The sequence below is a fragment of the Nakamurella sp. genome (assembly GCF_044224575.1).
In the GTDB taxonomy this organism is placed as follows: domain Bacteria; phylum Actinomycetota; class Actinomycetes; order Mycobacteriales; family Nakamurellaceae; genus Nakamurella.
In genome coordinates this window covers 32,717-55,990 of record NZ_JBGAKE010000001.1, presented here as the reverse complement: position 1 = coordinate 55,990, position 23,274 = coordinate 32,717, and the positions used below count along the sequence as shown (strand labels likewise).

Genomic DNA, 23,274 nt, shown 5'->3' with positions numbered 1-23,274 from the left:
ATTGTGTCCCGGGCCCGTCACACCCACGCAACACGGCACGTCACTGAAGAAGAAGAGGATCCGATGACGCAGGGTCGCACCGCAGTCATACCCCCCGCCGCGAACGCCGCCGCCGCCCGCACGGTCGAGCGGGTCACCGGCGCGGCCTCCGTGGTGCGGTCGCTCGAAGAGGCCGGCGTCGACGTCGTCTTCGGCATCCCCGGCGGTGCGGTGCTGCCGGTCTACGACCCGTTGCTGGACTCGACCAAGGTCCGCCACGTGCTGGTCCGCCACGAGCAGGGTGCCGGGCACGCGGCCACGGGATACGCACAGGCCACCGGGCGCGTCGGGGTCTGCATGGCCACCTCCGGCCCGGGGGCCACGAACCTGGTCACCCCGATCGCCGACGCGCAGATGGACTCGGTGCCGATGGTGGCCATCACCGGGCAGGTCGGTCGCGCCATGATCGGCACCGACGGCTTCCAGGAGGCCGACATCTGCGGCATCACGATGCCGATCACCAAACACAACTTCCTCGTCACCGATCCGGCCGAGATCCCACAAACGATCGCGGCCGCGTTCCACCTGGCGGCAACCGGCAGACCCGGTGTCGTCCTGGTGGACATCCCGAAGGACGTCCTGCAGTCGGAGACCACCTTCGTCTGGCCGCCGGACCTCCATCTCCCGGGTTACCGGCCGACCATGCGGCCGCACGCGGGACAGATCGCCGCCGCCGCCAAGCTGATCGCGAACTCGCGGCGTCCGGTGCTCTACGTCGGTGGTGGGGTGTTGAAGGCTCGGGCGACCGAGTCTCTTCGACAGCTGGCCGAGTCGACCGGTATTCCGGTCGTCACCACGCTCATGGCCCGCGGGGCCTTCCCGGATTCGCACATCCAGCACCTGGGGATGCCGGGGATGCACGGCACCGTGGCGGCAGTGGCGGGCATGCAGCGGGCGGACCTGATCGTCGCCCTCGGTGCCCGATTCGACGACCGGGTCACCGGCCAGCTTTCGACCTTCGCGCCCGGCGCGACGATCATCCATGCCGACATCGACCCGGCGGAGATCGGCAAGAACCGGGTCGCCGACGTGCCGATCGTCGGTGACGTCGCCGAGGTCATCGCCGACCTGGTCGCCGCCGTCGCCGCCGAGCAGGCGGCCGGCGCGGTCGCCGACCTGACCGCCTGGTGGGCCGAACTCGACGACTTCCGCGACACCTTCCCGCTCGGCTACGACTGGCCGAACGACGGTTCGCTGTCGCCGCAGTACGTCATCGAGCGGCTGGGCCGGATCGCCGGCCCGGATGCGATCTACGCGGCCGGCGTCGGGCAGCACCAGATGTGGGCGGCCCAGTTCATCAGCTACGAGAAGCCCTACACCTGGCTCAACTCGGGCGGTCTTGGCACCATGGGGTACGCGGTGCCGGCGGCGATGGGCGCGAAGATGGGCCGCCCGGATGCGACCGTGTGGGCGATCGACGGCGACGGCTGCTTCCAGATGACCAACCAGGAGCTGGCCACCTGCGCGATCGAGGGCATTCCGATCAAGGTGGCCATCATCAACAACGGCAACCTGGGCATGGTCCGCCAGTGGCAGACGCTGTTCTACGGCGAGCGCTACTCGCAGACCGACCTGGGGACCCACAAGCACCGCATCCCGGACTTCAAGATGCTGGCCGAGTCCTACGGGTGCGTGGGCCTGCGCTGCGAGTCCAAGGAAGAGGTCGACAAGACGATCGAAGCCGCGATGGAGATCAACGACCGTCCCGTGGTGGTCGACTTCACCGTCGGCAAGGACGCCCAGGTGTGGCCGATGGTCGCCGCCGGTACCGGCAACGACCACATCATGGCCGCCCGCGGCATCCGGCCACTGTTCGAAGAAGAATGAGTCCGACGTCAGTGTCACTGCTCGACGAGGAGTAACCGCACCGCACCCGCGGGCGCGCAATCAGCGCGGCCGCGTGTGCCGGTGCGCCGTCCACCCGATAGCCTGACCGGTCGGCTGCCCTTCTGCCGGGCCCGACCTCACCGAGGAGTGCAATCCGTTGTCCCGCCACACGTTGTCCGTGCTCGTGGAGAACAAGCCCGGCGTGCTCGCCCGAGTGTCCTCGCTGTTCTCCCGCCGCGGCTTCAACATCCATTCCCTGGCGGTCGGGCCGACCGAGAACCCCGAGGTCTCCCGGATGACCATCGTGGTCGCGGTGGAGGGATTGCCGCTGGAGCAGGTCACCAAACAGCTGAACAAGCTGGTGAACGTGCTCAAGATCGTCGAGCTGGCACCCGCGCAGGCGGTGCAACGGGAACTGCTGCTGATCAAGCTGCGCTCCGACGGCACCACCCGGCCGCAGATCGTCACGATCGTGGACATGTTCCGGGCGCACATCATCGACATCACCCCGGAGGCGGTCACCGTCGAGGCCACCGGGACCAGCGACAAGCTCGAGGCTCTGGTGAAGATGCTGGAGCCGTTCGGCGTCCGGGAGATGGTGCAGTCCGGCATGGTCGCGCTCGGCCGCGGCCAGCGTTCCATCACCTCGTCCAGCAGCCGGGCAGAATAACCCCGCAGTTCACCGGTACCACAACACCAGAAAGCAGGAACTCAACCCATGGCCGTGGAGATCTTCTACGACGACGACGCCGACCTGTCGATCATCCAAGGGCGCAAGGTCGCCGTCATCGGCTACGGCTCACAGGGCCACGCGCACTCGTTGAGCCTGCGTGACTCCGGCGTCGACGTCCGCGTCGGCCTGCCCGAGGGCTCCAAGTCCCGGCAGAAGGCGGCGGACCAGGGCCTGCGGGTGGTCACCCCGGCCGAGGCCGCGGCGGAAGCCGACGTGATCATGATCCTGACCCCGGACCACGTGCAGCGGCACGTGTACGCCGAGTCGATCGAGCCGCACCTGACCGCGGGCAAGGCGCTGGCCTTCGGCCACGGCTTCAACATCCGGTTCGGCTACATCAAGCCGCCGGCCGATGTCGATGTCATCATGATTGCCCCGAAGGGGCCGGGGCATCTGGTCCGCCGCGAGTTCGTCGACGGCAAGGGAGTGCCCTGCCTCATCGCCGTCGAGCAGGACGCCACCGGTGGCGCCAAGGCGTTGGCCCTGTCTTACGCGCGGGCCATCGGCGGTACCCGGGCCGGCGTCATCGGAACGACCTTCCCGGAGGAGACCGAGACCGACCTGTTCGGTGAGCAGGCCGTGCTCTGCGGCGGTATGTCCCGGCTCGTCCAGCAGGGCTTCGAGACCCTGGTGGAGGCCGGCTACCAGCCGGAGATCGCCTACTTCGAGTGCCTGCACGAGCTCAAGTTGATCGTTGACCTGATGTACGAGGGCGGCATCGCCAAGCAGCGCTGGTCGGTGTCCGACACCGCCGAGTACGGCGATTATGTGTCGGGTCCCCGTGTTGTTGATGATCACGTCAAGGAGAACATGCAGACCATCCTGGCCGAGATCAAGGACGGCTCCTTCGCCGCCCGGTTCATCGCCGACCAGGACGCCGGGGCGCCGGAGTTCAAGAAGTTGCGCGCCGAGCAGGAGCAGCACCCGATCGAGGAGACCGGCCGCAAGCTGCGTCCGCTGATGAGCTGGGTCGCCGTCACCGACGACTACGAGGGCACCGCCGCCCGCGGCTGATCGCCATCGATCGCACCGACGACAACGGCGCCACCGGAGGTCGGGCCGGTGGCGCCGGGCGGACCGTGCCGGATCGGCTCAGAAGGTCTTGCCGCCGACCGACCGGAACCAGGTGCGCGAGCCGCTGTTGAGCATGAACACCACGATCAGCACCGGCACCACGACGCCGAGCAGGTAGCTGACGCCGAACGCCCCGGAGACGATCAGGCCGACGATGGCCAAGACCGCGTACAACGCACAGGCGATCACCAGGATCTGGCCGTTCTTGCCGTTGATGGCGGTGACGCCGCCGGCGATGAGCAGCGCGGCGACCACGATGAGCCCGATGGTGATCACGATCAGGAACATGCCGACCCCGCTCACCGCGTTGCAGGCATCCTGTGTCCAGAGTCGTAGTAGACCGAGTTCGAGTCGCAGACCGCGCTGCTGGCCGCGCTCGGCACGCTGCCGGCGAACAGCGCGATGATCGACCAGAGGATCCCAAGCCCGCCCCACACGAAGGCGAGCACGGCCCCGGCGGTGACCATCCCAGGCCGGCCGGCCTTCACCGGCTGCCCCGTAGCCGCCGGGGTAGCGACACGTCTACGGCCGCGCCGGATTGCGGTGGTGGCGGGTACTGTGCTCCACGTCACTATCCCGGCTGCCCGGGCGGCGGCTGCTGCTGGTAGGGCTGCTGCGGGTATCGGGTTGCTGGAACCCGCCGGAGATTGGGTGTGCCTGATTGCTGGAAGCCGCCCGACGGATAGCCGCCCGGCTGCTGGCCGGGCTGCGGGTCTTCGAGATCCGCTGCTGTCCGCCCTGCTGGGCGTACGGGTCGTTGGGATTGCCGGGGTAGCTCATCGTGCCGTCTCGTCTCTGCCTCGTCGCCGTTAGAAGCTCGGCCGCCCTTGCTCTTGAACCAGGCCTTGCTCGGCGGCTGGAGCAGCAGCGCGATGATCGCGGCAGAGATCGCCGAGCTGACGCCGAGCTACGGCCGGCGCCCGACCAGCTGCTGATCAGGCCGATCAGCTCGAGCACGGCAGCCACGATCGCCACGATCGTCAGGATCTTGGCGTTCTTGCCCTGCAGGGCCATCAGGCCGGACCAGATGTACAGCGCGCCCACCGCCAGGACCAGGATCGAGATGACGATGACGATGCCGCCGAGCAGGAAGCCAACGACGTAACCGGTCAGCGCGCTCCCGGCGAACAGCGCCAGCAGCCCGACCAGGATGGACAGGCCGCCGACAACGAAGGCGAGCACGGCCGCCGCCGTCACCATGCCGGGGCGGCCAGCAGCCCGCTCGGATGCGGCGCCGTAGGCCCCCGGCGGGTGGGTCCCCTGGGCCCCGTACGGCTGGCTTCCATAGGGCTGGCTCGTAGGGTACTGCCCCCGGCGGGGGTAGTCACCGGCCGGCGGGTAGCCGGTTGGCCGGGTCCGGCTGGCTCGGGGTTCAGCCGTACGGATCGTTGCCGGGGCCGGGGTAACCGGAGGGTGTGCTCATGGGGGGTCCGTTCTGTCGGAGCGCCGGCCGACACCTTGTCGACCACGATGCACGCAAGGACGATATCGCCGCGGGTCACCTTGAAGAACAAATTGAAATCGTGTTGATACCGCCATAGGTGTGAATCACTCGCGCGTGGTGGGGTGACCGCGCGCGGGCGTCCTCCCGGATACGGCTACATGATTGCCCGGACCATGGCCCGCCCCCGAGAACCGGTGTTGCCGTGCGCGGCCGCCACGGTCGCCGGGCGACGTCGGGTCGATCCTCGACCGGCAACGAACGGCGCGGTGGACCGAAAACCCAACTGTGGAGATGAACAAGCCGTGCCCAAACCCGTCGTGCTGATCGCCGAGCAACTGGCCCCTGCGGCCGTCGACCTGCTGGGGAGCGAGGTCGAGATCCGGCACGTGGACGGCGCGGACCGCGACGCGCTGCTGCCCGCGCTGAAGGAGGCCGACGCGGTCCTCATCCGGTCGGCCACCCGGATCGATGCCGAGGCGCTGGCCGCCGCACCGCAACTGAAGGTGGTCGCCCGCGCCGGCATCGGCCTGGACAACGTGGACGTGCCCGCGGCGACCGCCAAGGGTGTGCTGGTGGTGAACGCGCCGCAGTCGAACATCATCACCGCCGCCGAACACGCGGTCGCGCTGCTGCTGTCGGTGGCGCGCAAGGTGCCCGCCGCCGACGCCTCCATGCGGGCCGGGGAGTGGAAGCGCAGCACGTTCACCGGCGTGGAGATCGCCGACAAGACGGTCGGCGTGGTCGGCCTGGGGCGGATCGGCCAGCTGTTCGCCGCCCGGATCGCCGCGTTCGGCACCACCGTCATCGCCTACGACCCGTACCTGCAGCCCGCCCGGGCCGCCGCCCTGGGCGTGCGCCTGGTGGATCTGCCGACCCTGCTCGCGACGGCCGACATCATCTCGATCCACCTGCCGCGGACGCCGGAGACCCTGGGCCTGGTCGGCGCCGCCGAACTGGCGACCGTCAAGCCCGGCGTGATCATCGTCAACGCCGCCCGCGGCGGCCTGATCGACGAGCAGGCGCTGGCCGACGCGCTGACCGATGGCCGGGTCGCCGGCGCCGGTATCGACGTCTTCGTCAACGAGCCGCTGGACGCGAACAGCCCGCTGCGCACCGCGCCGAACACCGTGCTCACCCCGCACCTGGGCGCCTCCACCGCCGAGGCGCAGGACAAGGCGGGCACCGCGGTCGCCCGGTCGGTTCGGCTCGCCCTTCGCGGTGACTTCGTGCCGGACGCGGTCAACGTGCAGGCCGCCGGGCCGGTCGCGGACGAGCTCCAGCCGTGGATCCCGCTGGTCTCCCGCCTGGGCACCATCCTCACCGCGGTCACCGGTGGGGTGCCCAGCCAGGTGGTGGTCGAGGTGCGCGGTGACCTGGCCGCGATGGATACCTCGATCCTGCAGTTGGCCGCGGTCCGCGGGATCTTCGGCGGGGTCATCACCGACGCGGTCACCTTCGTCAACGCGCCCGCCCTGGCCGCCGAGCACGGACTGACCCTGACCGGGGTCTCCACCGAGGAGATCGGCGACTTCCGATCGTCGGTGCGACTGCGGGCGGCCATGGCCGACGGCGGCCAGCGCACGGTGTCGGGCACCCTGTCCGGCCCGCGACTGGTCGCCAAGCTGATTGAGATCAACGGCCGGCACTTCGACCTGCGGGCCGAGGGCGACCTGCTGGTCTTCGCCTACGCCGACCGGCCCGGGGTGATGGGCACCATCGGGGCGCTGCTGGGCGAGCAGCGGATCAACATCGAGGCGGCTCAGCTGTCCCAGGAGCTGGACGGGCACGCGGCGATCATGGTCCTGCGGGTGGATCGGATCCCGGATCAGGCCCTGCTGGATCGCATCGGAGTCGCGATCGAGGCGATCCAGGTCCGGGGCATCCCGGCCGGGTGAACGCCCGGAAATAGCGCGGTGGCGCGGACGGTACCCTTTGCCGGGCTCGGAACGGCATGAGCGCATGAGAGAGGTCAACAATGAAGCTGGCGGTCATCCCCGGTGACGGCATCGGTCCAGAGGTGGTGGCCGAAGGTCTCAAGGTGCTGCGCGGGGTGGTTCCCGACGTCGTGACCAACGACTACGACCTCGGGGCGGCCCGCTGGCACCGGACCGGCGAACTGTTGCCGGATTCGGTGCTGCGCGAACTGCGCGAGCACGACGCGATCCTGCTCGGCGCGGTCGGCGACCCGACCGTCCCGTCCGGCATCCTGGAGCGCGGGTTGCTGCTCCGGCTGCGGTTCGAACTCGACCACCACGTGAACCTGCGGCCGGCCCGGCTGTACCCCGGGGTGCCCGGCCCGCTGGCCGGCGACAAGGCGATCGACCTGGTCGTGTTGCGGGAGGGCACCGAAGGTCCCTATGTCGGCAACGGCGGCATCCTGCGCAAGGACACCCCGCACGAGATCGCCACCGAGGTGTCGCTGAACACCTATTTCGGCGTCGAGCGCGTCGTCCGCGACGCCTTCCGCCGGGCGGCCCGCCGGCCGCGCCGGCATCTGACCCTGGTGCACAAGACCAATGTCCTCACCCACGCCGGTCAGCTCTGGAGCCGGGTGGTCGAGGAGGTGTCCATGGAGTTCCAGGACGTCGCCGTTGCCTACTGCCACATGGACGCCGCGATGATCTACCTGGTCACCGACCCGGGCCGGTTCGACGTCGTGGTCACCGACAACCTCTTCGGCGACATCTTCACCGACCTGGCCGCGGCCGTGTCCGGTGGTATCGGGCTCGCCGCGTCCGGCAACCTGGACGTGTCCCGGGCCAACCCGAGCATGTTCGAGCCGGTGCACGGCAGTGCGCCGGACATCGCCGGCACCGGGACCGCCGACCCCACCGCGACCGTCCTGTCGGTGGCCCTGCTGCTGGACCACCTCGGCCTGCCCGAGGCCGCCCGGCGGGTGGAAGCGGCCGTCGCGTTCGACCTGGCCACCCGGCAGAGCGGGTCGGTCGCCCGCACCTCGGCCATCGGCGACCGGCTGGCCGCCCTGGCCGCCAGCTGACCCCGTTCCCTGTGAGAGTGCCGTGACCACCATGACTGCCCCGACCGCGCGTCCGGCCGTCCGCCGCAGCTCGCCGCTCGGCGACGCCTTCCACGTCTTCGACACGACCCTGCGGGACGGAGCCCAGCGGGAGGGCATCACCTACTCGGTGGTCGACAAGATCGCCGTCGCCACCCTGCTGGACGAACTCGGGGTTGGGTTCATCGAGGGTGGCTGGCCGGGGGCGATGCCCAAGGACACCGAGTTCTTCGCCCGGGCCGCGGCCGGTGAACTCTCGCTGACCACCTCGAAGCTGGTCGCGTTCGGCGCCACCCGCAAGGCCGGCGTCCGGGCCGACGCCGACCCGCAGGTGCGGGCCCTGCTCGACTCCGGCGCCGAGGTGATCACCCTCGTCGCCAAGTCCGACGTCCGGCATGTCGAGCGGGCGCTGCGGACGACCCTGGACGAGAACCTGGCCATGGTCGGCGACACCGTGCGGCTGCTGGTCGAGCACGGCCGCCGCGTGTTCCTGGACTGCGAGCACTTCTTCGACGGGTTCGCGGCCGACCGGGATTACGGCCTGCGGGTGGCCGAGGCCGCCGTGACGGCCGGCGCCGACGTGGTTGTCCTGTGCGATACCAACGGCGGCATGTTGCCGATGGGCATCGAGCGGGTGGTGCGGGAGGTTCGGCAGCGGGGCGGCTTCCGGATCGGCATCCACTGCCAGGACGACACCGGCTGCGCGGTGGCGAACACCGTGGCCGCGGTGCAGGCCGGGGCCACCCACGTGCAGTGCACGGCCAACGGGTACGGAGAACGGGCCGGCAACGCCGACCTGTTCGCCGTCGTCGGCAATTTGACCACCAAGATGGACCTGCCGGTGCTGCCGGACGGCGCGCTGGCCGAGATGATGCGGGTCTCGCACGCGCTGGCCGAGCTGGCCAACATCGCGCCGAACACCCACCAGGCCTACGTCGGCTCGTCGGCGTTCTCGCACAAGGCGGGTCTGCACGCGTCGGCCATCAAGGTCGACCCCGACCTGTACAACCACCTGGACCCGACCCTGGTCGGCAACGACATGCACATCCTGATCACCGAGATGGCCGGGCGGGCCTCGGTCGAGCTCAAGGCCAAGGAGCTGGGCGTCGACCTGGCCGGCCGGCCGGACGCGGTGGGCCGGATCGTCGATGCGGTGAAGGACCGGGAGGCGGCCGGCTGGTCCTACGAGGCGGCGGACGCCTCGTTCGAGCTGCTGATCCGGGACGAGCTGGCCGCGACCGATGCCGCCGCCGCCGATTCCGGCGCCGCGTCGGTTCCCCCGGTGCGGCCGTTCACCCTCGAGTCCTACCGGGTGATCGTGGAGAACGTCGGCGGGTCGGTCACCAGCGAGGCGACCGTCAAGGTGCACGTCGGCGGCCGGCGGATCATCGCCACCGCCGAGGGCAACGGGCCGGTGAACGCGCTGGATTCCGCGTTGCGCAACGCCGTCGCCGAGCAGTACCCGGAACTGAATCAGGTCGAGCTGATCGACTACAAGGTCCGCATCCTCGCCGGGCATGCCGGCACCGACTCCATCACCCGGGTGCTGGTCACCAGCGCGCAGCAGGGCGTGCCGAGTCCCGAGGAGTGGACCACCGTCGGGGTGCACGCCAACGTGGTCGAGGCATCCTGGCAGGCGCTGGTCGACGCGCTGGTCTACGTGCTGCCGGTGGGCAACCCGACCTGACCCGGCCCGATCCCGACCGACCCGACCTGAGGAGCCCCATGCGACTGGCCCGGATCGCCCATCCCGACGGCGTGGCCTTCGCGGCCGTCGACGGCCCGGACGGCGGCGAGCAGCGGGCCCGGGAGATCGCCGATCACCCCTTCGGTGCGCCGGTGTTCACCGGGAAGTCCTGGCCGCTGGCCGACGTCCGGCTGCTGGCGCCGATCCTGCCGTCCAAGGTGCTGTGCCTGGGCCGCAATTTCCGCGACCACGCCGCGGAGATGGGCAACCCGGTGCCGACCAGCCCGATCCTGTTCATGAAGCCGTCCACCAGCGTGATCGGGCCGCACGCGCCGATCCGGCTGCCCGCGTCGTCGAACCGGGTGGACTACGAGGGTGAGCTGGCCGTGGTGATCGGCCGGCCCTGCCGGGACGTCAAGGCCGATGACGCGACCTCGGTGATCCTGGGCTACACCGTCGCGAACGACGTGACCGCCCGCGACCAGCAGAAGGCCGACGTGCAGTTCACCCGGGCCAAGAGCTACGACACGTTCTGCCCGCTCGGCCCCTGGATCGAGACCGAACTGGACCCGTCGGACCTGCGGATCAGCACCGAGCTGGACGACAGGGTCGTGCAGGACGGGACCACCGCCGACATGGTGTTCTCGATCGGTGAGTTCCTGGAGTACGTCAGCGCCGTCATGACGCTGCTCCCTGGCGACGTGCTGCTCACCGGCACCCCGGCCGGCGTCGGCCCGATGGTGGCCGGCCAGAGCATCTCCGTCACCGTCGAGGGCATCGGCACTCTGACCAACCCCATCCAGGACCGCTGACCCCCAATCCCGCTGCACCAATCCCGCTGCACCAATCCCGCTGCACCGGTCCTGCTGCACCGGTCCTGCTGCACCGGTCCTGCTGCACCGGGCCCGTTGCACCGGCCCCGTTGATGCCGGCCCCGTCATTCCCGTGGCCGCCCTTGGCCGCGCGGATCAACGTCGCCGGCGCGGCTGAAGTCGTTGACTTCCGTCCCACCCGTCCCAATCCGTGCGAGATGATCCGCGCACAGGTCCACACCCGCGGGTGTGGATGCCCGCGCGGCTGAACGGGTTGACTGCAGTCCCAGCCTTCACATCCGGTGCAGTTTGATCCGCGCCGGCGCAGTTGATCCGCGCAGCAGGGCCGCGACCGCTATCCGCTACGCGCGGCGGGGGCGCCATGGGAGGTGCGGGCGGCGGGTCGGGGCACCGGCGGCGCGGGAATAGGGGAGTGGTTGCGGCGCGGGCGATAGGGTCAGCCTGCTATGACTCAGACACCTCCCGCGCCGGATCGCCCGGTACGCGCCCGCTTCTGTCCATCGCCGACCGGTACGCCGCATGTCGGCCTGGCCCGAACCGCGCTGTTCAACTGGGCGTTCGCCCGGCACCACGGCGGCACGTTCATATTCCGGATCGAGGACACCGATTCCGCCCGGGATTCGGAGGAGTCGTATCTCGCCATCGTCGACGCGCTGACCTGGCTGGGTCTGGATTGGGACGAGGGGCCCAACGTCGGCGGCCCGCACGCGCCGTACCGGCAGAGCCAGCGGGGCGAGATCTACCGGGAGGTGGTCGCGGAGCTCGTCGCCGCCGGCCACCTGTACGAGTCTTACTCCACCACCGAGGATGTGACCGCCCGGCATCTGGCTGCCGGCCGGGACCCCAAGCTCGGCTACGACAATCACGACCGTGCGCCGGACCCCGAATTGGTGCGGGCCGCGCAGCAGGCCGGCCGCGCGCCCGTGTTGCGACTGCGGATGCCGGACCGGGACATCGGCTTTCATGACCTCGTCCGCGGGGACATCACCTTCCCGGCCGGCACGGTGCCCGATCCGGTGCTGGTGCGCGGGACGGGCGAACCGCTGTACACGTTGGTGAATCCGGTGGACGACGCGCTGATGGGGATCACCCACGTGCTGCGTGGGGAGGACCTGCTGCCGTCCACCCCGCGGCAGATCGCCTTGTACGAGGCGCTCATCGACATCGGTCGGGCGCAGCTGGTGCCCGAATTCGGTCACATGCCCTTCGTCACCGGCGAGGGCAATCGCAAGCTGTCCAAGCGGGATCCCCAGTCCAACCTGTTCCAGTACCGGGACGACGGTTTCATCACCGAGGGCATGGTCAACTACCTGGCCTTGCTGGGTTGGTCGCTGCCCGCCGTCGGCGGTGAGGACCGGGACGTCTTCAGTCCGGCCGAGTTGGTCGCCGCGTTCGACGGCACCCGGATCTCCGGCAACCCGGCCCGGTTCGACCGCAAGAAGGCGACCGCGATCAACGGCGCTCACATCCGCCTGCTCGCCCCGGACGACTTCGCCGGCCGGCTGGGGGAGTACCTGAGCGGCACCGGTGTGCTGCCGGCCGACCCGTCACCGGAACAGCTCACGCAGGTGGCCGCGGTCGCCCCGCTGGTCCAGGAGCGGTCCGCGCTGCTGTCCGAGGCGGCCACCATGGCCGGGTTCCTGTTCGCCGGTGATGCTTTCGCCGTCGACGAGGCGGCCGCGGCCAAGGTGCTCAAGCCGGACGCCGCCGCCGTGCTGGACGAGGCGATCGAGGCCATGACGGCGGTGCCCGAGTTCACCGCGGCCGCGCTGGAGGCCGAGCTCAAGACGCGGCTGATCGACAAGCTCGGGCTCAAGCCCCGGGTCGCCTTCGGCGCGGTCCGGGTCGCCGTCACCGGACGGACCGTGTCCCCCCCGCTCTACGAGTCGATGGAGCTGCTCGGCCGGGACGTCTGTACGGTGCGCCTGCGCGCCGCCCGGTCGGCTCTCCCGGTGGACCCGGCTGGTGCCTGAACCCGGCGTCCGAACCGTCCTGTTCGACGTCGACGACACCCTCGTCGATTTCGCCGGTGCAGCCCGTGCCGCGCTGGCCGAGGTGGTCGTGGCAGCCCTGGGCGGCGATCCCGCCAGCACGCCGGGCGCCGGGGCCGGGGCGGACGAGGATCTGGTCGCGGCCGCCCAGCACGCCTGGCAGCAGGTGTCCGAGCACGAGTACTCGCGCTTCACCGCCGGCGAGCTCGACTTCGACCAGATGCGGCTGAGCCGGATGTCGGCGTTCCTGCGCACGATCGACCGGCCGGGGGCCCGGCGGCTGGATCACGAGCTGATGGAGCAGCGGCGGAACGAGGCGATCTTCGGGCACTTCCGGCTCTTCGACGACGTGCCGGCCGCACTGCACCGGTTGCGGGCGGCGGGGATCGCGGTCCGCGTCCTGTCCAACAGCGACGGGGCCTACCAGCGAGCCAAGCTGACGGCCGTGGGCCTGGGCGACCTGGCCGCGGACGGGTTCTTCTCCGGCGAGCTCGGCGTGGCCAAACCCGACCCCAGAATCTTCACGCTGGCCGCCGCCCGGCTGGGCCGGGCGCCGGCCGAGGTGGCCTACGTGGGTGACCGCTGGGAGGTCGACGTGCTGGGGTCACTGGCCGCCGGCATGGCGTCGGTGTGGCTCAACCGAGCCGGCGCGGACCGGCCGGACGGACAGCGTGCGACCGGTCCGGTCGCGCAGATCGCCACCCTGGACGAGCTCGTGGTCGCCGGCGGCGGGCTGCATTTGGGATGAGGGGCACCGGCCCGGTAGTATTGTCGGCCGGTGCCTCGCCCGGTCTGCCGGTCGAGATACCCAGTGGGGTATGGTGTAATTGGCAACACTAGGGATTCTGATTCCCTCATTCTAGGTTCGAGTCCTAGTACCCCAGCGCTCGATCGGCCGAGGCAACCCGGCTGGTCGTGTAGCATGTTCGAGGCTCGGCAATGATGCCGGTCGAGAATGTTCTAGGGCCCCGTCGTCTAGCGGCCTAGGACGCCGCCCTCTCACGGCGGTAGCGAGGGTTCGAATCCCTTCGGGGCTACAGAAGCACAGAACAGGCCGGACGCTCAGCGTCCGGCCTGTTCGCTTTTCCCGGCCCCCTTCTTCCGTGTTGATCATGGGCAGGCGGCCGTGTGACTCGTTTCAGAACGGCCGCCTGCCCATGATCAACACGAGAGTGCGGCCCGCCCGGAGGACACGAGGGGGGCGGCGTGCCCTGGGGAGGGGGCACGCCGACGGTCACATGGCCGCGGTCAGCGCCTGCGCCGCCTCGATCAGGTCGTCGGCCCACTTCGCCCCCGGTTGCCGACCGATCCGGTCCACCGGGCCGGACACCGACACCGCGGCGATCACTCCACCGCCCACCGCGCGCACGGGCGCCGACACCGACGCGACGCCGGCCTCCCGCTCCGCCACCGACTGCGCCCAGCCGCGCCGGCGCACCGCGTCCAGGGAGCGTTCGGTGAAGGACGCCTGCGCCAGCACCGCACGCCGGTAGCCGGCATCGGCCCAGGCGGTCAGCACCTGCGCGCCGGAGCCGGCCGTCATCGGCAGCCGGGCACCCAGCGGCACGGTGTCCCGGAGACCGGAGGCGGGCTCGGCGACGGCCACGCAGACCCGGGACAGGCCGTCCGCCCGATACACCTGCACGCTCTCGCCCGTCCGGTCGCGCAACCGGGGCAGCACCCCGGCCGCGGCCGCCACCAGTGGATCCGGGGTGCCGGCCGCCAGCGCCGCCAGGCCCGGGCCCTGGTACCAGCGACCACCCGCGTCCCGGGCCAGCAGGCCGTGCACTTCCAGTCCGACGGCCAGCCGGTGTGCGGTGGCCCGGGGCAGGCCGGTGGTTGCGCACAGTTCGGCCAGCGTCGAGGGCTGCGCGGCCGCCGCGGTCAGCACGGCGACGGCTTTGTCCAGAACGCCGATACCGCTATGCTGTCCCACGAGGCGATACTAGTTTCCCACATATTGAGATGTCCACCCGGCCGCCGAACGCCGCGGGCATCGGCGGTGGATCGGTTCGCCGGCAGCTTTCCGCACCTCGAAGGAGATCAGGCAATGGGGCTCACGCTGGCCGAGAAGATCTGGAACGCGCACGTCGTGCATTCCGCGGAGGGTGAGCCCGACCTGCTCTACATCGACCTGCACCTGATCCATGAGGTCACCAGCCCGCAGGCGTTCGACGGGCTGCGCCAGGCCGGCCGGAAGGTGCGCCGCACGGATCTGACGCTGGCCACCGAGGACCACAACGTGCCGACCCTGTTCACCGAGAGCGAGGTGGGCGGCATTCGCAGCCGCAACCTGCTCATCGACGACCCGGTCTCGCGGACCCAGGTGGAGACCCTGCGTCGCAACTGCGACGAGTTCGGCGTCCGGCTGTTCCCGATGGGCGACTTCGAGCAGGGCATCGTGCACGTCGTCGGCCCACAGCTGGGCATCACCCAGCCGGGCATGACGATCGTCTGCGGCGACTCGCACACCTCGACCCACGGCGCGTTCGGCGCGCTCGCGTTCGGCATCGGCACCAGCGAGGTCGAGCACGTGCTGGCTACCCAGACGCTGCCGCTCAAGCCCTTCAAGACCATGGCAATCAACGTGGAGGGCTCGCTCGCGCCGGGGGTCACCGCCAAGGACATCATCCTGGCCGTGATCGCCAAGATCGGCACCGGCGGGGGCCAGGGGTACGTGCTCGAGTACCGCGGGGCGGCGATCCGGGCCCTGTCCATGGAGGGCCGGATGACGATCTGCAACATGTCTATCGAGGCGGGCGCCCGGGCGGGGATGATTGCCCCGGACGAGACCACTTTCGAGTACGTGGCCGGCCGCGAACACGCTCCGACAGGTGAACTCTGGGAGCAGGCCGTCGAGTACTGGCGTTCGCTGCGCACCGACGACGACGCGACCTTTGACGCCGAGGTCGAGTTGGACGGTGCTGCACTGACCCCGTTCGTCACCTGGGGGACCAACCCGGGACAGGGTCTGCCGCTGTCCGACGTGGTGCCTGACCCCACGACGATGGCGGACGACAACGAGCGACTGGCCACGGAGAAGGCCCTGGCCTACATGGATCTGACCCCGGGCACCCCGCTGAGCGAGATCCATGTGGACACCGTCTTTCTCGGTTCGTGCACGAACGGCCGGATCGAGGACCTGCGGGCGGCCGCGGACATCCTGCGGGGCCGGCGGATCGATCCCACGCTGCGAATGCTGGTGGTGCCGGGGTCGATGCGGGTCCGCGCACAGGCCGAGGAGGAAGGCCTGGACAAGGTCTTCCTGGACGCGGGCGCGGAATGGCGCAGTGCCGGATGCTCGATGTGCCTGGGCATGAACCCCGACCAGCTGGCCCCGGGCGAGCGCAGCGCATCCACCTCCAACCGCAACTTCGAGGGCCGGCAGGGCAAGGGCGGGCGCACGCATCTGGTCTCGCCGCTCGTCGCGGCGGCGACCGCGGTGCGCGGCACCCTGTCCTCCCCTGCCGATCTCGAGCCGGCAACCGCCGGGGTCTGAGCCACCCCGCACCAGCCGCCGCCGGACGCGTGTCCGGTCCGCCCCGTCCCCGCCCTCGACTTTCCACAGACAACTCCCACGGAGACAACGATGGACGCCTTCCACACCCACACCGGGATCGGCATCCCGCTGCGCCGGACCAACGTGGACACCGACCAGATCATCCCGGCGGTCTACCTCAAACGGATCACCCGAACGGGCTTCGAGGACGGACTGTTCGCCGCTTGGCGCGGCGACTCCACGTTCGTGCTCAATCACGCCGAATTCGGCAAAGGATCGGTGCTCGTCGCCGGGGCCGACTTCGGCACCGGATCCTCGCGTGAGCATGCGGTTTGGGCGCTGATGGACTTCGGGATCAGGGTCGTCATCTCGCCTCGGTTCGCCGACATCTTCCGCGGGAATTCGGCCAAGGCCGGCCTGGTGGCCGCGCAGATCACCCAGGACGAGGTCGAACTGCTGTGGAAGCTGCTGGAGAACGAGCCGGGCACCGAGGTGACCGTCGATCTGGAAAAGCAGACGATCACCGCCGGCTCGCTGGTCATCGCATTCCAGATCGATCCGTACACCCGATGGCGCCTGCTGGAAGGCTGGGACGACATCTCGCTGACCCTGCGGCACGCCGACGAAATCGAGAATTTTGAGGGCAACCGGCCGGCGTACAAACCGGTGACCCGGCAGCCGTCGCCGTCCTGACCTCCGTGCGAGAACGGTTGAATCACAGCAGATTTCGCTGCGTCATCGGGTCGGTGAGGTGGTCCGGGGCCCCCTGGAGGGGGCCGCGGAGTTGCTGAGAACCGTTAGAACACACTGCATCCTGGGCGTGCCGCACTGGCGCTTTGGTCCAATTGCGCCTACCGTTTGCCACCAATCGGCCCCGACGTGCCGCGGGCCCGAAGTGCCCGGGAGGGACAGTGAACAAGACCGACCTCATCAACCAACTGGCGGACCGGTTGGATGGTGACAAGAAGCAGGCGCAACTCGCGGTGGAGGGGGTCATCGACCTCATTCAGCGTGAGGTCCAGAAGGGCCGGAACGTCTCGATCTCGGGCTTCGGCGTCTTCGAGAAGCGTGCCCGGGCGGCCCGGACCGCGCGCAATCCGCGCACCGGAGAGGCGGTGAAGGTCAAGAGGACCAACGTCCCTGCGTTCCGCCCGGGCAAGTACTTCAAGGACGTCATCGCCGGCACGGTCAAGCTGCCCAAGCCGACCGGTCAGGTGTTGACCGCCCGCGCGGCCGCGGCGCAGGCCCGGGCCGCCGCGGCGGCGGCGCCGGCCAAGACGACCACCCGGACCCGCGCGGCGGCGGCCAAGCCGGCGGCGACCACGACCCGCACTCGCGCTGCCAAGCCGGCCGCAACGGCCACCGCCGCCGCACCGGCCGCGACCACCCGGACCCGGTCCACCGCAGCCAAGACCGCGGCGGCGCCGAAGGCCGCCGCCCCGCGGACCCGGGCAACGGCGGCGAAGTCGGCCGCCGCACCGAAGGCGGCCGCGCCGAAGGCAGCCGCCACGAAGGCGCCTGCGCGTCGGGCCTCGGCCAAGGCCGCTGCGCCGGCGTCGAGCTGAACAACCTCCGAGGGGCCCCGGCGGCGCGGTTCCGACCGCGCCGCCGGGGCCTTCGGCTGTGCGGGGCGCCGCCCGTCGCTGCGACGGACCGCCGTCCGTGGCCTGCTGGCGCCCGGCCGATACAACAGCCGGCCGAGGCGGGACGGCCGACGCGGACCGGATCAGCTCAGATCGCCGGCGCCGGATACGGATCGGACTGCACCAGCCGGCGACCGTCGAACGACAGGAACCAGTAGGCCGCCTTGGGTGTGCTGACGCCGGCCACCGGCACGTCGTCGCGCGCCGCCAACGACTTCACCACTCCGGGGATCACGCCGCCCTGGCTGCAGACCACGGTGGTCGTCCCGGGTTCCTGCTCGGCGGCCAACTCGACCACCCGTCGCCGGGCGCCGGCCGGGTCGTCCCGGTACGACTCCTCGGACAGTGCGCGCTCCGTGCACACTCCGGTGCCGAGCTTCTCGGCCAGTGGGGCGACTGTGGCCCGGCACCGTTCCAGCGGTGCGCTGTGCACCGTCATCGGCGCGAATACGCTGAGTTCCCCGACGAGCGCGGCGGCCTGCCGGCGGCCCTTGGCGTCCAGCGGTCGACGGTCGTCCTCACCCGACCAGGCCTCCCGTTGTCCGGCCCGGGCGTGCCGGACCAGCAGCACTCCCTGCTGCACCGCGGGTTCCAGCGCGAAGGTGGCGAGCACGGCCCGGTCGAACTCGTAGCTCATCCGAGACCCGGCCTTGGCCACGGGCAGCCATTCGAGCTTGTCGACTTCCTTGTTGGGCGTGAAGAACCCGGTCATCCGCCGGGCGGCGAAGTAGTGCACGGTCTTCGGCCCGGCGCTGGTGGTGTACGACACCGTGGTCAGCGAGCGGCCGATGGCTGCCCGGAACCCCGTCTCCTCCTGGACCTCCCGGGCCGCCGTCACCTGGATCACCTCGCCGTGCTCGGCCTTGCCCTTGGGTAGGGACCAGTCGTCGTACCGCGGCCGGTGGACCAGGGCGATCTTGAGCCCCTCCTGCCGGGACGGCCGCCACAGCACCGCGCCGGCGGCCCGGATGATGCCCGGCGGCTCAGTCGCCACGAGCCACCGGACCCCGCAGGAGGACCTCCTGCACGTCGACGCCGGGGCCGTCGGCCGGGGACGGGCTCCAGCCGTCCGGACCCAGCGTCCAGCACCGCGTGTCGGGCGCGGTGATGAGGTCGAACAGGCGGGCCATCCGGTCGGTGGCGCTCTTGGCCTTGACCTGCACGAGCGCCTCCACCCGGCGATCCAGGTTGCGGTGCATCATGTCCGCACTGCCGATCCAGTACTCCTCGGTGCTGCCGCCCCCCTCGACCGGCTGGGCGCCGTTGCGGAAGTAGAAGATCCGCGAGTGCTCCAGGAACCGTCCGACAATCGAGCGAACGGTGATGTTCTCGGACAGCCCGGGGACGCCCGCGCGCAGCGCACAGATGCCGCGCACGGTGACGTCCACGCTCACCCCCGCCCGGGACGCCCGGTACAGCGCATCGATGACCCGTTCGTCCACGATCGAGTTCATCTTCAGCCGAACGAGGCCCCCACGGCCGGCCTTCTGGTGCTCGATCTCCCGCTCGATCCGGGTGATGATCCCCCGCCGGATGGAATGCGGTGCCACCAGCAGGTTCCGGTACTCGGTCTGCCGGGAGTACCCGGTCAGCACGTTGAACAGGTCGGTGAGGTCGGCGCCGATGTCCGGGTCGGCGGTCAGCAGGCCGAGATCCTCGTAGATGCGTGCGGTCTTCGGGTTGTAGTTGCCGGTGCCCAGGTGGCAGTAGCGCTGCAAGGTCTTGCCCTCCTGGCGGATCACCAGCGCCGTCTTGCAGTGGGTCTTGAGGCCGACGAGGCCGTAGACGACGTGCACGCCGGCCCGTTCCAGGGCCTTGGCCCAGGAGATGTTGGCCCGCTCGTCGAACCGGGCTTTGAGCTCCACCAGCGCAACGACCTGCTTGCCGGCCTCGGCGGCGGCGATGAGAGCGTCCACGATGGGGGAGTCGCCCGAGGTGCGGTACAGGGTCTGCTTGATGGCCAGCACCCGGGGATCCGCGGCGGCCTGCTCGATGAACCGCTGCACGGTGGTGGCGAACGACTCGTACGGGTGGTGCAGCAGCACGTCGCCGTCGCGCAACGTCGAGAACACGCTCTTGGGCGTCTCACCCTCGGCGAAGGCCGGATTGGTGGCCGGCACGAAGGGCGCGTCCTTGAGCAGGGGCTTGTCCGCTCCGTAGATCTGCCACAGGCTCGACAGGTCCAGTAGTCCCGGCACCTCCACGGAATCGGCCGGGTCGACGTCCAGCTCGGTCAGCAGCCAGTTCAGCACCCGCTCGCTGATCGTGTTGGTGACCTCCAGCCGCACCGGCGGGCCGAATCGGCGCCGGGCGAGTTCTCGTTCCAGCGCCTGCAACAGGTCCTCGTCCCGGTCCTCCTCGACCTCCAGGTCGGCGTTGCGGGTGAGCCGGAACTCCTGGTGCTCCACCACGTCCATGCCGGGAAAGAGTTGGCCCAGGTGGGCGGCGATCAGTTCCTCCAGGGGCAGGTAGTCGTACACCCCCCGGCGGACCTGGACGAACCGGTCGACGTTCGGCGGCACCTTGACCCGGGCGAACCGCTCGGACCCGCTCTCCGGATTCCGGACGACGACGGCCAGGCTCAGGCTCAGTCCCGAGATGTACGGGAACGGGTGCGCCGGATCGACCGCGAGCGGGGTGAGCACCGGGAAGATCTGCGCGGTGAAGTACTCGCCCAGCCGGGACCGGTCGGCGGCGTCCACCTCGCTCCACCGGACGATCCGGATGCCCGCCTCGGCCAGCGCCGGCCGGACCTCGTCGACGAAGCAGCGACCCTGCTGCTCCTGCAGCTCCCGGGTGCGGGCCGAGATCAACGCCAGCTGCTCGGATGCGGTCAGCCCGTCCGCGCTGGTGATCGACAGGCCCATGTCCCGGCGACGTTTGAGGCCGGCCACCCGCACCATGTAGAACTCGTCGAGATTGGAGGCGAAGATGGCCAGGAACTTGGCCCGCTCCAGCAGCTTCTGCCGCGGGTCCTGCGCCAGCGCCAGCACCCGGGCGTTGAAGTCGAGCCAGGACAGCTCCCGGTTGGAGAACCGGTCGTCGGGCAGCGGATCGTCCTCGATCTCGGCCACCACCGCACTGTCCAGCGCCACCTCGGACGGACCGCCGTGGAACGGTTCGACCAGTGTCTCGACGGTGGGATCGGCGGCGGCGGATTCCGCGGCGACCGCGGCATCCGCGGCGACCGCGGCATCCGCCGCCGCCGATCCCACCGTCGCCCGGGGCCGGCGGGTCCTCGTCGTGGCGCGCGCGGGCGCCCTGCCGTTACGGTCGGTCGTCGGTTCGGTGGCTTCGCTCGCGGTCACCGCGCCATTGTCCAGTCCGGGACGCACGGGGCGCTACATCCGAGGTGAACAGTGCGTCACGACGCGCCCGGTTCGGCGCGGGCCCGAGGGATAGGGTGACGGACGTCGTCGGCGCGAAGGAGCTTCAGGGTGGCCCGCAGTCCCGTGCACGAGAAGGGCAACGCCTGGCTCGTCTTCTGTCAGATCGTGATGTATCCGCTGGCGTTCCTCCTCGGGCGGCAGAAGGTATCGGGGGCCGAGCACGCGCGCCGGCGCGGCGGCTACCTGCTGGTGGCGAACCACATCTCCCACCTGGACCCGTTGTTCGACTCCGTCGCCGTCCGCAAGATCGGCCGCATCCCCCGATTCATGGCCAAGGCCTCACTGTGGAAGGTGCCGGTGCTCGGCCAGGCGCTGGCCAACTCCGAACAGATCCCGGTCGATCGGGCCGGGGCCGGCGCCGGTCAGAACAGCCTGGAGGCGGCGACGGCCGCCCTCCAGAAGGGCAAGGTCGTGCTCATCTACCCGGACGGCACGGTGACCCGGGACCCCGACATGTGGCCGATGAAGCCGCGGATGGGCGTCGGCGCGCTCGCGCTGGCCGGGGACTTCCCGGTGATTCCGGTGGCGCACTGGGGTTCCAACCACGTCTACACGTCCTACGTCGAGGGTCGCCGGTTCCACCCGCTGCCGCGCAAGGACGTCCACACCAGGTTCGGGGAGCCGGTCGACCTGGACGACCTGCGCGCCGGCCCGCACGATGCCCGGGCCGTGCGGGCGGCCTCGTTCCGGATCATGACCGCCGTCCGGGACCTGCTGGCCGAGGTCCGCGGCATCACCCCGCCGGCCGAGTTCTACGACCAGAAGAAGGCGGAGCGGCTGGCGCAGCGAGCCGCGCAGGTCGGCACGCCGTCGGCGACGACCGCTCCGACATCGCCGGTGTCGTCGCCGGAGACACCGGAGCGGTGACCGCCGACACCGGTGTCCTGGAACGGCTGGCGGTGCTCGGCGCGGGATCCTGGGGCACGACCTTCGCCAAGGTGCTGGCCGATGCCGGCCGCGACGTCACGCTGTGGGCGCGCCGCGAATCGGTGGCCACCGCGATCCGCGACACCCGCCGCAACCCGGACTACCTGCCCGGAGTCGACCTGCCCGAGAACCTCCATGGCACCTCGGATTTCGACGAGGCGTTGGCCGATGTGGACGCGGTGGTGCTGGCCGTCCCGAGTCAGGCGCTGCGGGAGAACCTGCGGGTGTTCCGGGACAGCCTGCCGCCCGTGGTGCCAGTGGTGTCGCTGGCCAAGGGCGTCGAGATCGGCACCGGCCTGCGGATGAGCGAGATCATCGCCCGGGTCGGCCAGGTCGACCCGGATCGCATCGTCGTGCTCACCGGCCCGAACCTGGCTGCCGAGATCGCGTTGGAACGGCCGACTGCCTCCGTGCTGGCCTGCACCGACCACGACCGGGCCCGCGCCGTGCAGGAAGCGTGCGCCACGCCCTACTTCCGGCCGTTCACCGTCACCGACGTGATCGGTGCGGAGATCGCCGGCACCGGCAAGAACATCATCGCGTTGGCGTGCGGTATCGCCGACGGCCTCGGGCTGGGCCTGAACGCGTCCGCCTCGCTGATCACCCGCGGGCTCAACGAGATGACCCGGCTCGGTGTGGAACTCGGGGCGACGCCGGCGACGTTCGCCGGCCTGGCCGGGCTGGGGGACCTGGTCGCCACCTGCTGGTCCCCGTTGTCGCGCAACCGGACCCTGGGCGGCCGGTTGGCCGCCGGCATCGGCCTGGACGCCGCGTTGGAGGCGGCCGGCGGGCAGGTCGCCGAAGGGGTGGTCAGCTGCCGGTCGGTGCGGGATCTGGCGGTGCGGCACCAGGTCGACATGCCGATCACCGAGGCCGTCTACCAGGTGTGTTACCGGCACCTGCCGCCCGGCCGGCTGATGGGATTCCTGATGGATCAGCCGCACAGCCCGGAGTGATCCCGGCCGCCCGGTGCATCGCTGTGTTGTGCCGGGGCCTGGCTCCGATGCCCCGATAGGGTTTAGCCATGAGCGAGGCTTGCCGAGCGAATCATCGATACCGCGGCGGCGCCCGCGGGAGGGGTGCGGAGCCTGCGAGCGCCCCGAGGAGGGCGGCGTCATGAGCGAGGCTTGCCGAGCGAATCATCGGTACCGCGGCGGCGCCCGCGGGAGGGG

The 23,274-nt window shown here is 70.5% G+C and carries 20 protein-coding genes and 2 tRNA genes; 16 read left to right on the top strand and 6 right to left on the bottom strand.

All coding sequences use genetic code 11. The annotated features are described in order from the left end of the window. The first annotated feature begins 63 nt into the window (after positions 1-63). From ACILSK_RS00260 to ilvC, 3 genes are all read left to right on the top strand, one after another. Positions 64-1,866, top strand: coding sequence for an acetolactate synthase large subunit (locus tag ACILSK_RS00260; protein WP_395725107.1), 1,803 nt, complete (start codon positions 64-66; stop codon positions 1,864-1,866). 157 nt (positions 1,867-2,023) lie between these two features. Next, a complete protein-coding gene (gene ilvN, locus ACILSK_RS00255; protein WP_395725106.1) occupies positions 2,024-2,536 on the top strand; it encodes an acetolactate synthase small subunit in 513 nt (170 codons plus the stop codon). A 48-nt stretch (positions 2,537-2,584) separates the two neighbouring features. Further along, entirely contained in the window at positions 2,585-3,613 is a 1,029-nt protein-coding gene (ilvC, locus tag ACILSK_RS00250) for a ketol-acid reductoisomerase (protein ID WP_395725105.1), read from the top strand. A 78-nt stretch (positions 3,614-3,691) separates the two neighbouring features. On the opposite strand, the gene ACILSK_RS00245 is transcribed toward ilvC, so the two are convergent. The 3 genes from ACILSK_RS00245 to ACILSK_RS00235 are packed head-to-tail and all read right to left on the bottom strand — an operon-like array spanning position 3,692 to position 4,855. Continuing rightward, positions 3,692-3,976: a hypothetical protein gene (locus tag ACILSK_RS00245; protein ID WP_395725104.1), complete on the bottom strand. Its 285-nt coding sequence runs from the start codon at positions 3,974-3,976 to the stop codon at positions 3,692-3,694. Beyond that, on the bottom strand, positions 3,973-4,161 hold the full coding sequence (locus tag ACILSK_RS00240; RefSeq protein ID WP_395725103.1) for a hypothetical protein: 189 nt from the start codon (positions 4,159-4,161) through the stop codon (positions 3,973-3,975). Before ACILSK_RS00240 ends, ACILSK_RS00245 begins: the two co-directional genes overlap by 4 nt. Positions 4,162-4,195: 34 nt before the next feature. Next, positions 4,196-4,855, bottom strand: a complete 660-nt coding sequence (locus tag ACILSK_RS00235; RefSeq protein ID WP_395725102.1) for a hypothetical protein — start codon at positions 4,853-4,855, stop codon at positions 4,196-4,198. Positions 4,856-5,419: 564 nt separating this feature from the next. Between ACILSK_RS00235 and serA the strand changes: the two genes are divergently transcribed. From serA to ACILSK_RS00195, 8 genes are all read left to right on the top strand, one after another. Next, positions 5,420-7,012, top strand: coding sequence for a phosphoglycerate dehydrogenase (gene serA, locus ACILSK_RS00230; protein WP_395725101.1), 1,593 nt, complete (start codon positions 5,420-5,422; stop codon positions 7,010-7,012). Between the two features lie 80 nt (positions 7,013-7,092). Further along, on the top strand, positions 7,093-8,115 hold the full coding sequence (locus ACILSK_RS00225) for a 3-isopropylmalate dehydrogenase (RefSeq protein ID WP_395725100.1): 1,023 nt from the start codon (positions 7,093-7,095) through the stop codon (positions 8,113-8,115). A gap of 31 nt (positions 8,116-8,146) precedes the next feature. After that, the gene (gene cimA / locus ACILSK_RS00220) at positions 8,147-9,820 is read left to right on the top strand and encodes a citramalate synthase (RefSeq protein ID WP_395725099.1); all 1,674 of its coding nucleotides are present in this window, start codon (positions 8,147-8,149) and stop codon (positions 9,818-9,820) included. 38 nt (positions 9,821-9,858) lie between these two features. Continuing rightward, complete coding sequence (locus ACILSK_RS00215; protein WP_395725098.1) at positions 9,859-10,632, top strand: fumarylacetoacetate hydrolase family protein; 774 nt, start codon at positions 9,859-9,861, stop codon at positions 10,630-10,632. 467 nt (positions 10,633-11,099) lie between these two features. Continuing rightward, positions 11,100-12,626, top strand: coding sequence for a glutamate--tRNA ligase (gltX, locus tag ACILSK_RS00210; RefSeq protein WP_395725097.1), 1,527 nt, complete (start codon positions 11,100-11,102; stop codon positions 12,624-12,626). Beyond that, a complete protein-coding gene (locus ACILSK_RS00205) occupies positions 12,619-13,392 on the top strand; it encodes an HAD family hydrolase (RefSeq protein ID WP_395725096.1) in 774 nt (257 codons plus the stop codon). Before gltX ends, ACILSK_RS00205 begins: the two co-directional genes overlap by 8 nt. Positions 13,393-13,456: 64 nt before the next feature. Further along, positions 13,457-13,528 (top strand) — tRNA-Gln (locus ACILSK_RS00200). A gap of 80 nt (positions 13,529-13,608) precedes the next feature. Then, positions 13,609-13,681: transfer RNA gene (locus ACILSK_RS00195), tRNA-Glu, on the top strand. 197 nt (positions 13,682-13,878) lie between these two features. On the opposite strand, the gene ACILSK_RS00190 is transcribed toward ACILSK_RS00195, so the two are convergent. Next, positions 13,879-14,580: an IclR family transcriptional regulator gene (locus ACILSK_RS00190; protein WP_395725095.1), complete on the bottom strand. Its 702-nt coding sequence runs from the start codon at positions 14,578-14,580 to the stop codon at positions 13,879-13,881. Between the two features lie 114 nt (positions 14,581-14,694). Between ACILSK_RS00190 and leuC the strand changes: the two genes are divergently transcribed. From leuC to ACILSK_RS00175, 3 genes are all read left to right on the top strand, one after another. Further along, positions 14,695-16,143 (top strand): 3-isopropylmalate dehydratase large subunit, encoded by a 1,449-nt coding sequence (gene leuC / locus ACILSK_RS00185; protein ID WP_395725094.1) that lies wholly within the window; start codon positions 14,695-14,697, stop codon positions 16,141-16,143. A 90-nt stretch (positions 16,144-16,233) separates the two neighbouring features. Further along, a complete protein-coding gene (gene leuD / locus ACILSK_RS00180) occupies positions 16,234-16,836 on the top strand; it encodes a 3-isopropylmalate dehydratase small subunit (RefSeq protein ID WP_395725093.1) in 603 nt (200 codons plus the stop codon). Positions 16,837-17,054: 218 nt separating this feature from the next. Next, positions 17,055-17,708: an HU family DNA-binding protein gene (locus ACILSK_RS00175; protein WP_395725092.1), complete on the top strand. Its 654-nt coding sequence runs from the start codon at positions 17,055-17,057 to the stop codon at positions 17,706-17,708. A gap of 166 nt (positions 17,709-17,874) precedes the next feature. Here ACILSK_RS00175 and ACILSK_RS00170 read toward each other — a convergent pair whose 3' ends face one another. After that, entirely contained in the window at positions 17,875-18,780 is a 906-nt protein-coding gene (locus tag ACILSK_RS00170; RefSeq protein WP_395725091.1) for an NUDIX domain-containing protein, read from the bottom strand. After that, entirely contained in the window at positions 18,770-21,094 is a 2,325-nt protein-coding gene (locus ACILSK_RS00165) for an RNA degradosome polyphosphate kinase (protein WP_395725090.1), read from the bottom strand. The genes ACILSK_RS00170 and ACILSK_RS00165 overlap by 11 nt, the downstream gene beginning before the upstream one ends. Positions 21,095-21,223: 129 nt before the next feature. Here ACILSK_RS00165 and ACILSK_RS00160 point away from each other — a divergent pair, with 129 nt between their 5' ends. After that, complete coding sequence (locus tag ACILSK_RS00160) at positions 21,224-22,042, top strand: lysophospholipid acyltransferase family protein (protein ID WP_395725089.1); 819 nt, start codon at positions 21,224-21,226, stop codon at positions 22,040-22,042. Next, the gene (locus ACILSK_RS00155) at positions 22,039-23,058 is read left to right on the top strand and encodes an NAD(P)H-dependent glycerol-3-phosphate dehydrogenase (protein WP_395725088.1); all 1,020 of its coding nucleotides are present in this window, start codon (positions 22,039-22,041) and stop codon (positions 23,056-23,058) included. Before ACILSK_RS00160 ends, ACILSK_RS00155 begins: the two co-directional genes overlap by 4 nt. The last annotated feature ends 216 nt before the right edge of the window (positions 23,059-23,274 follow it).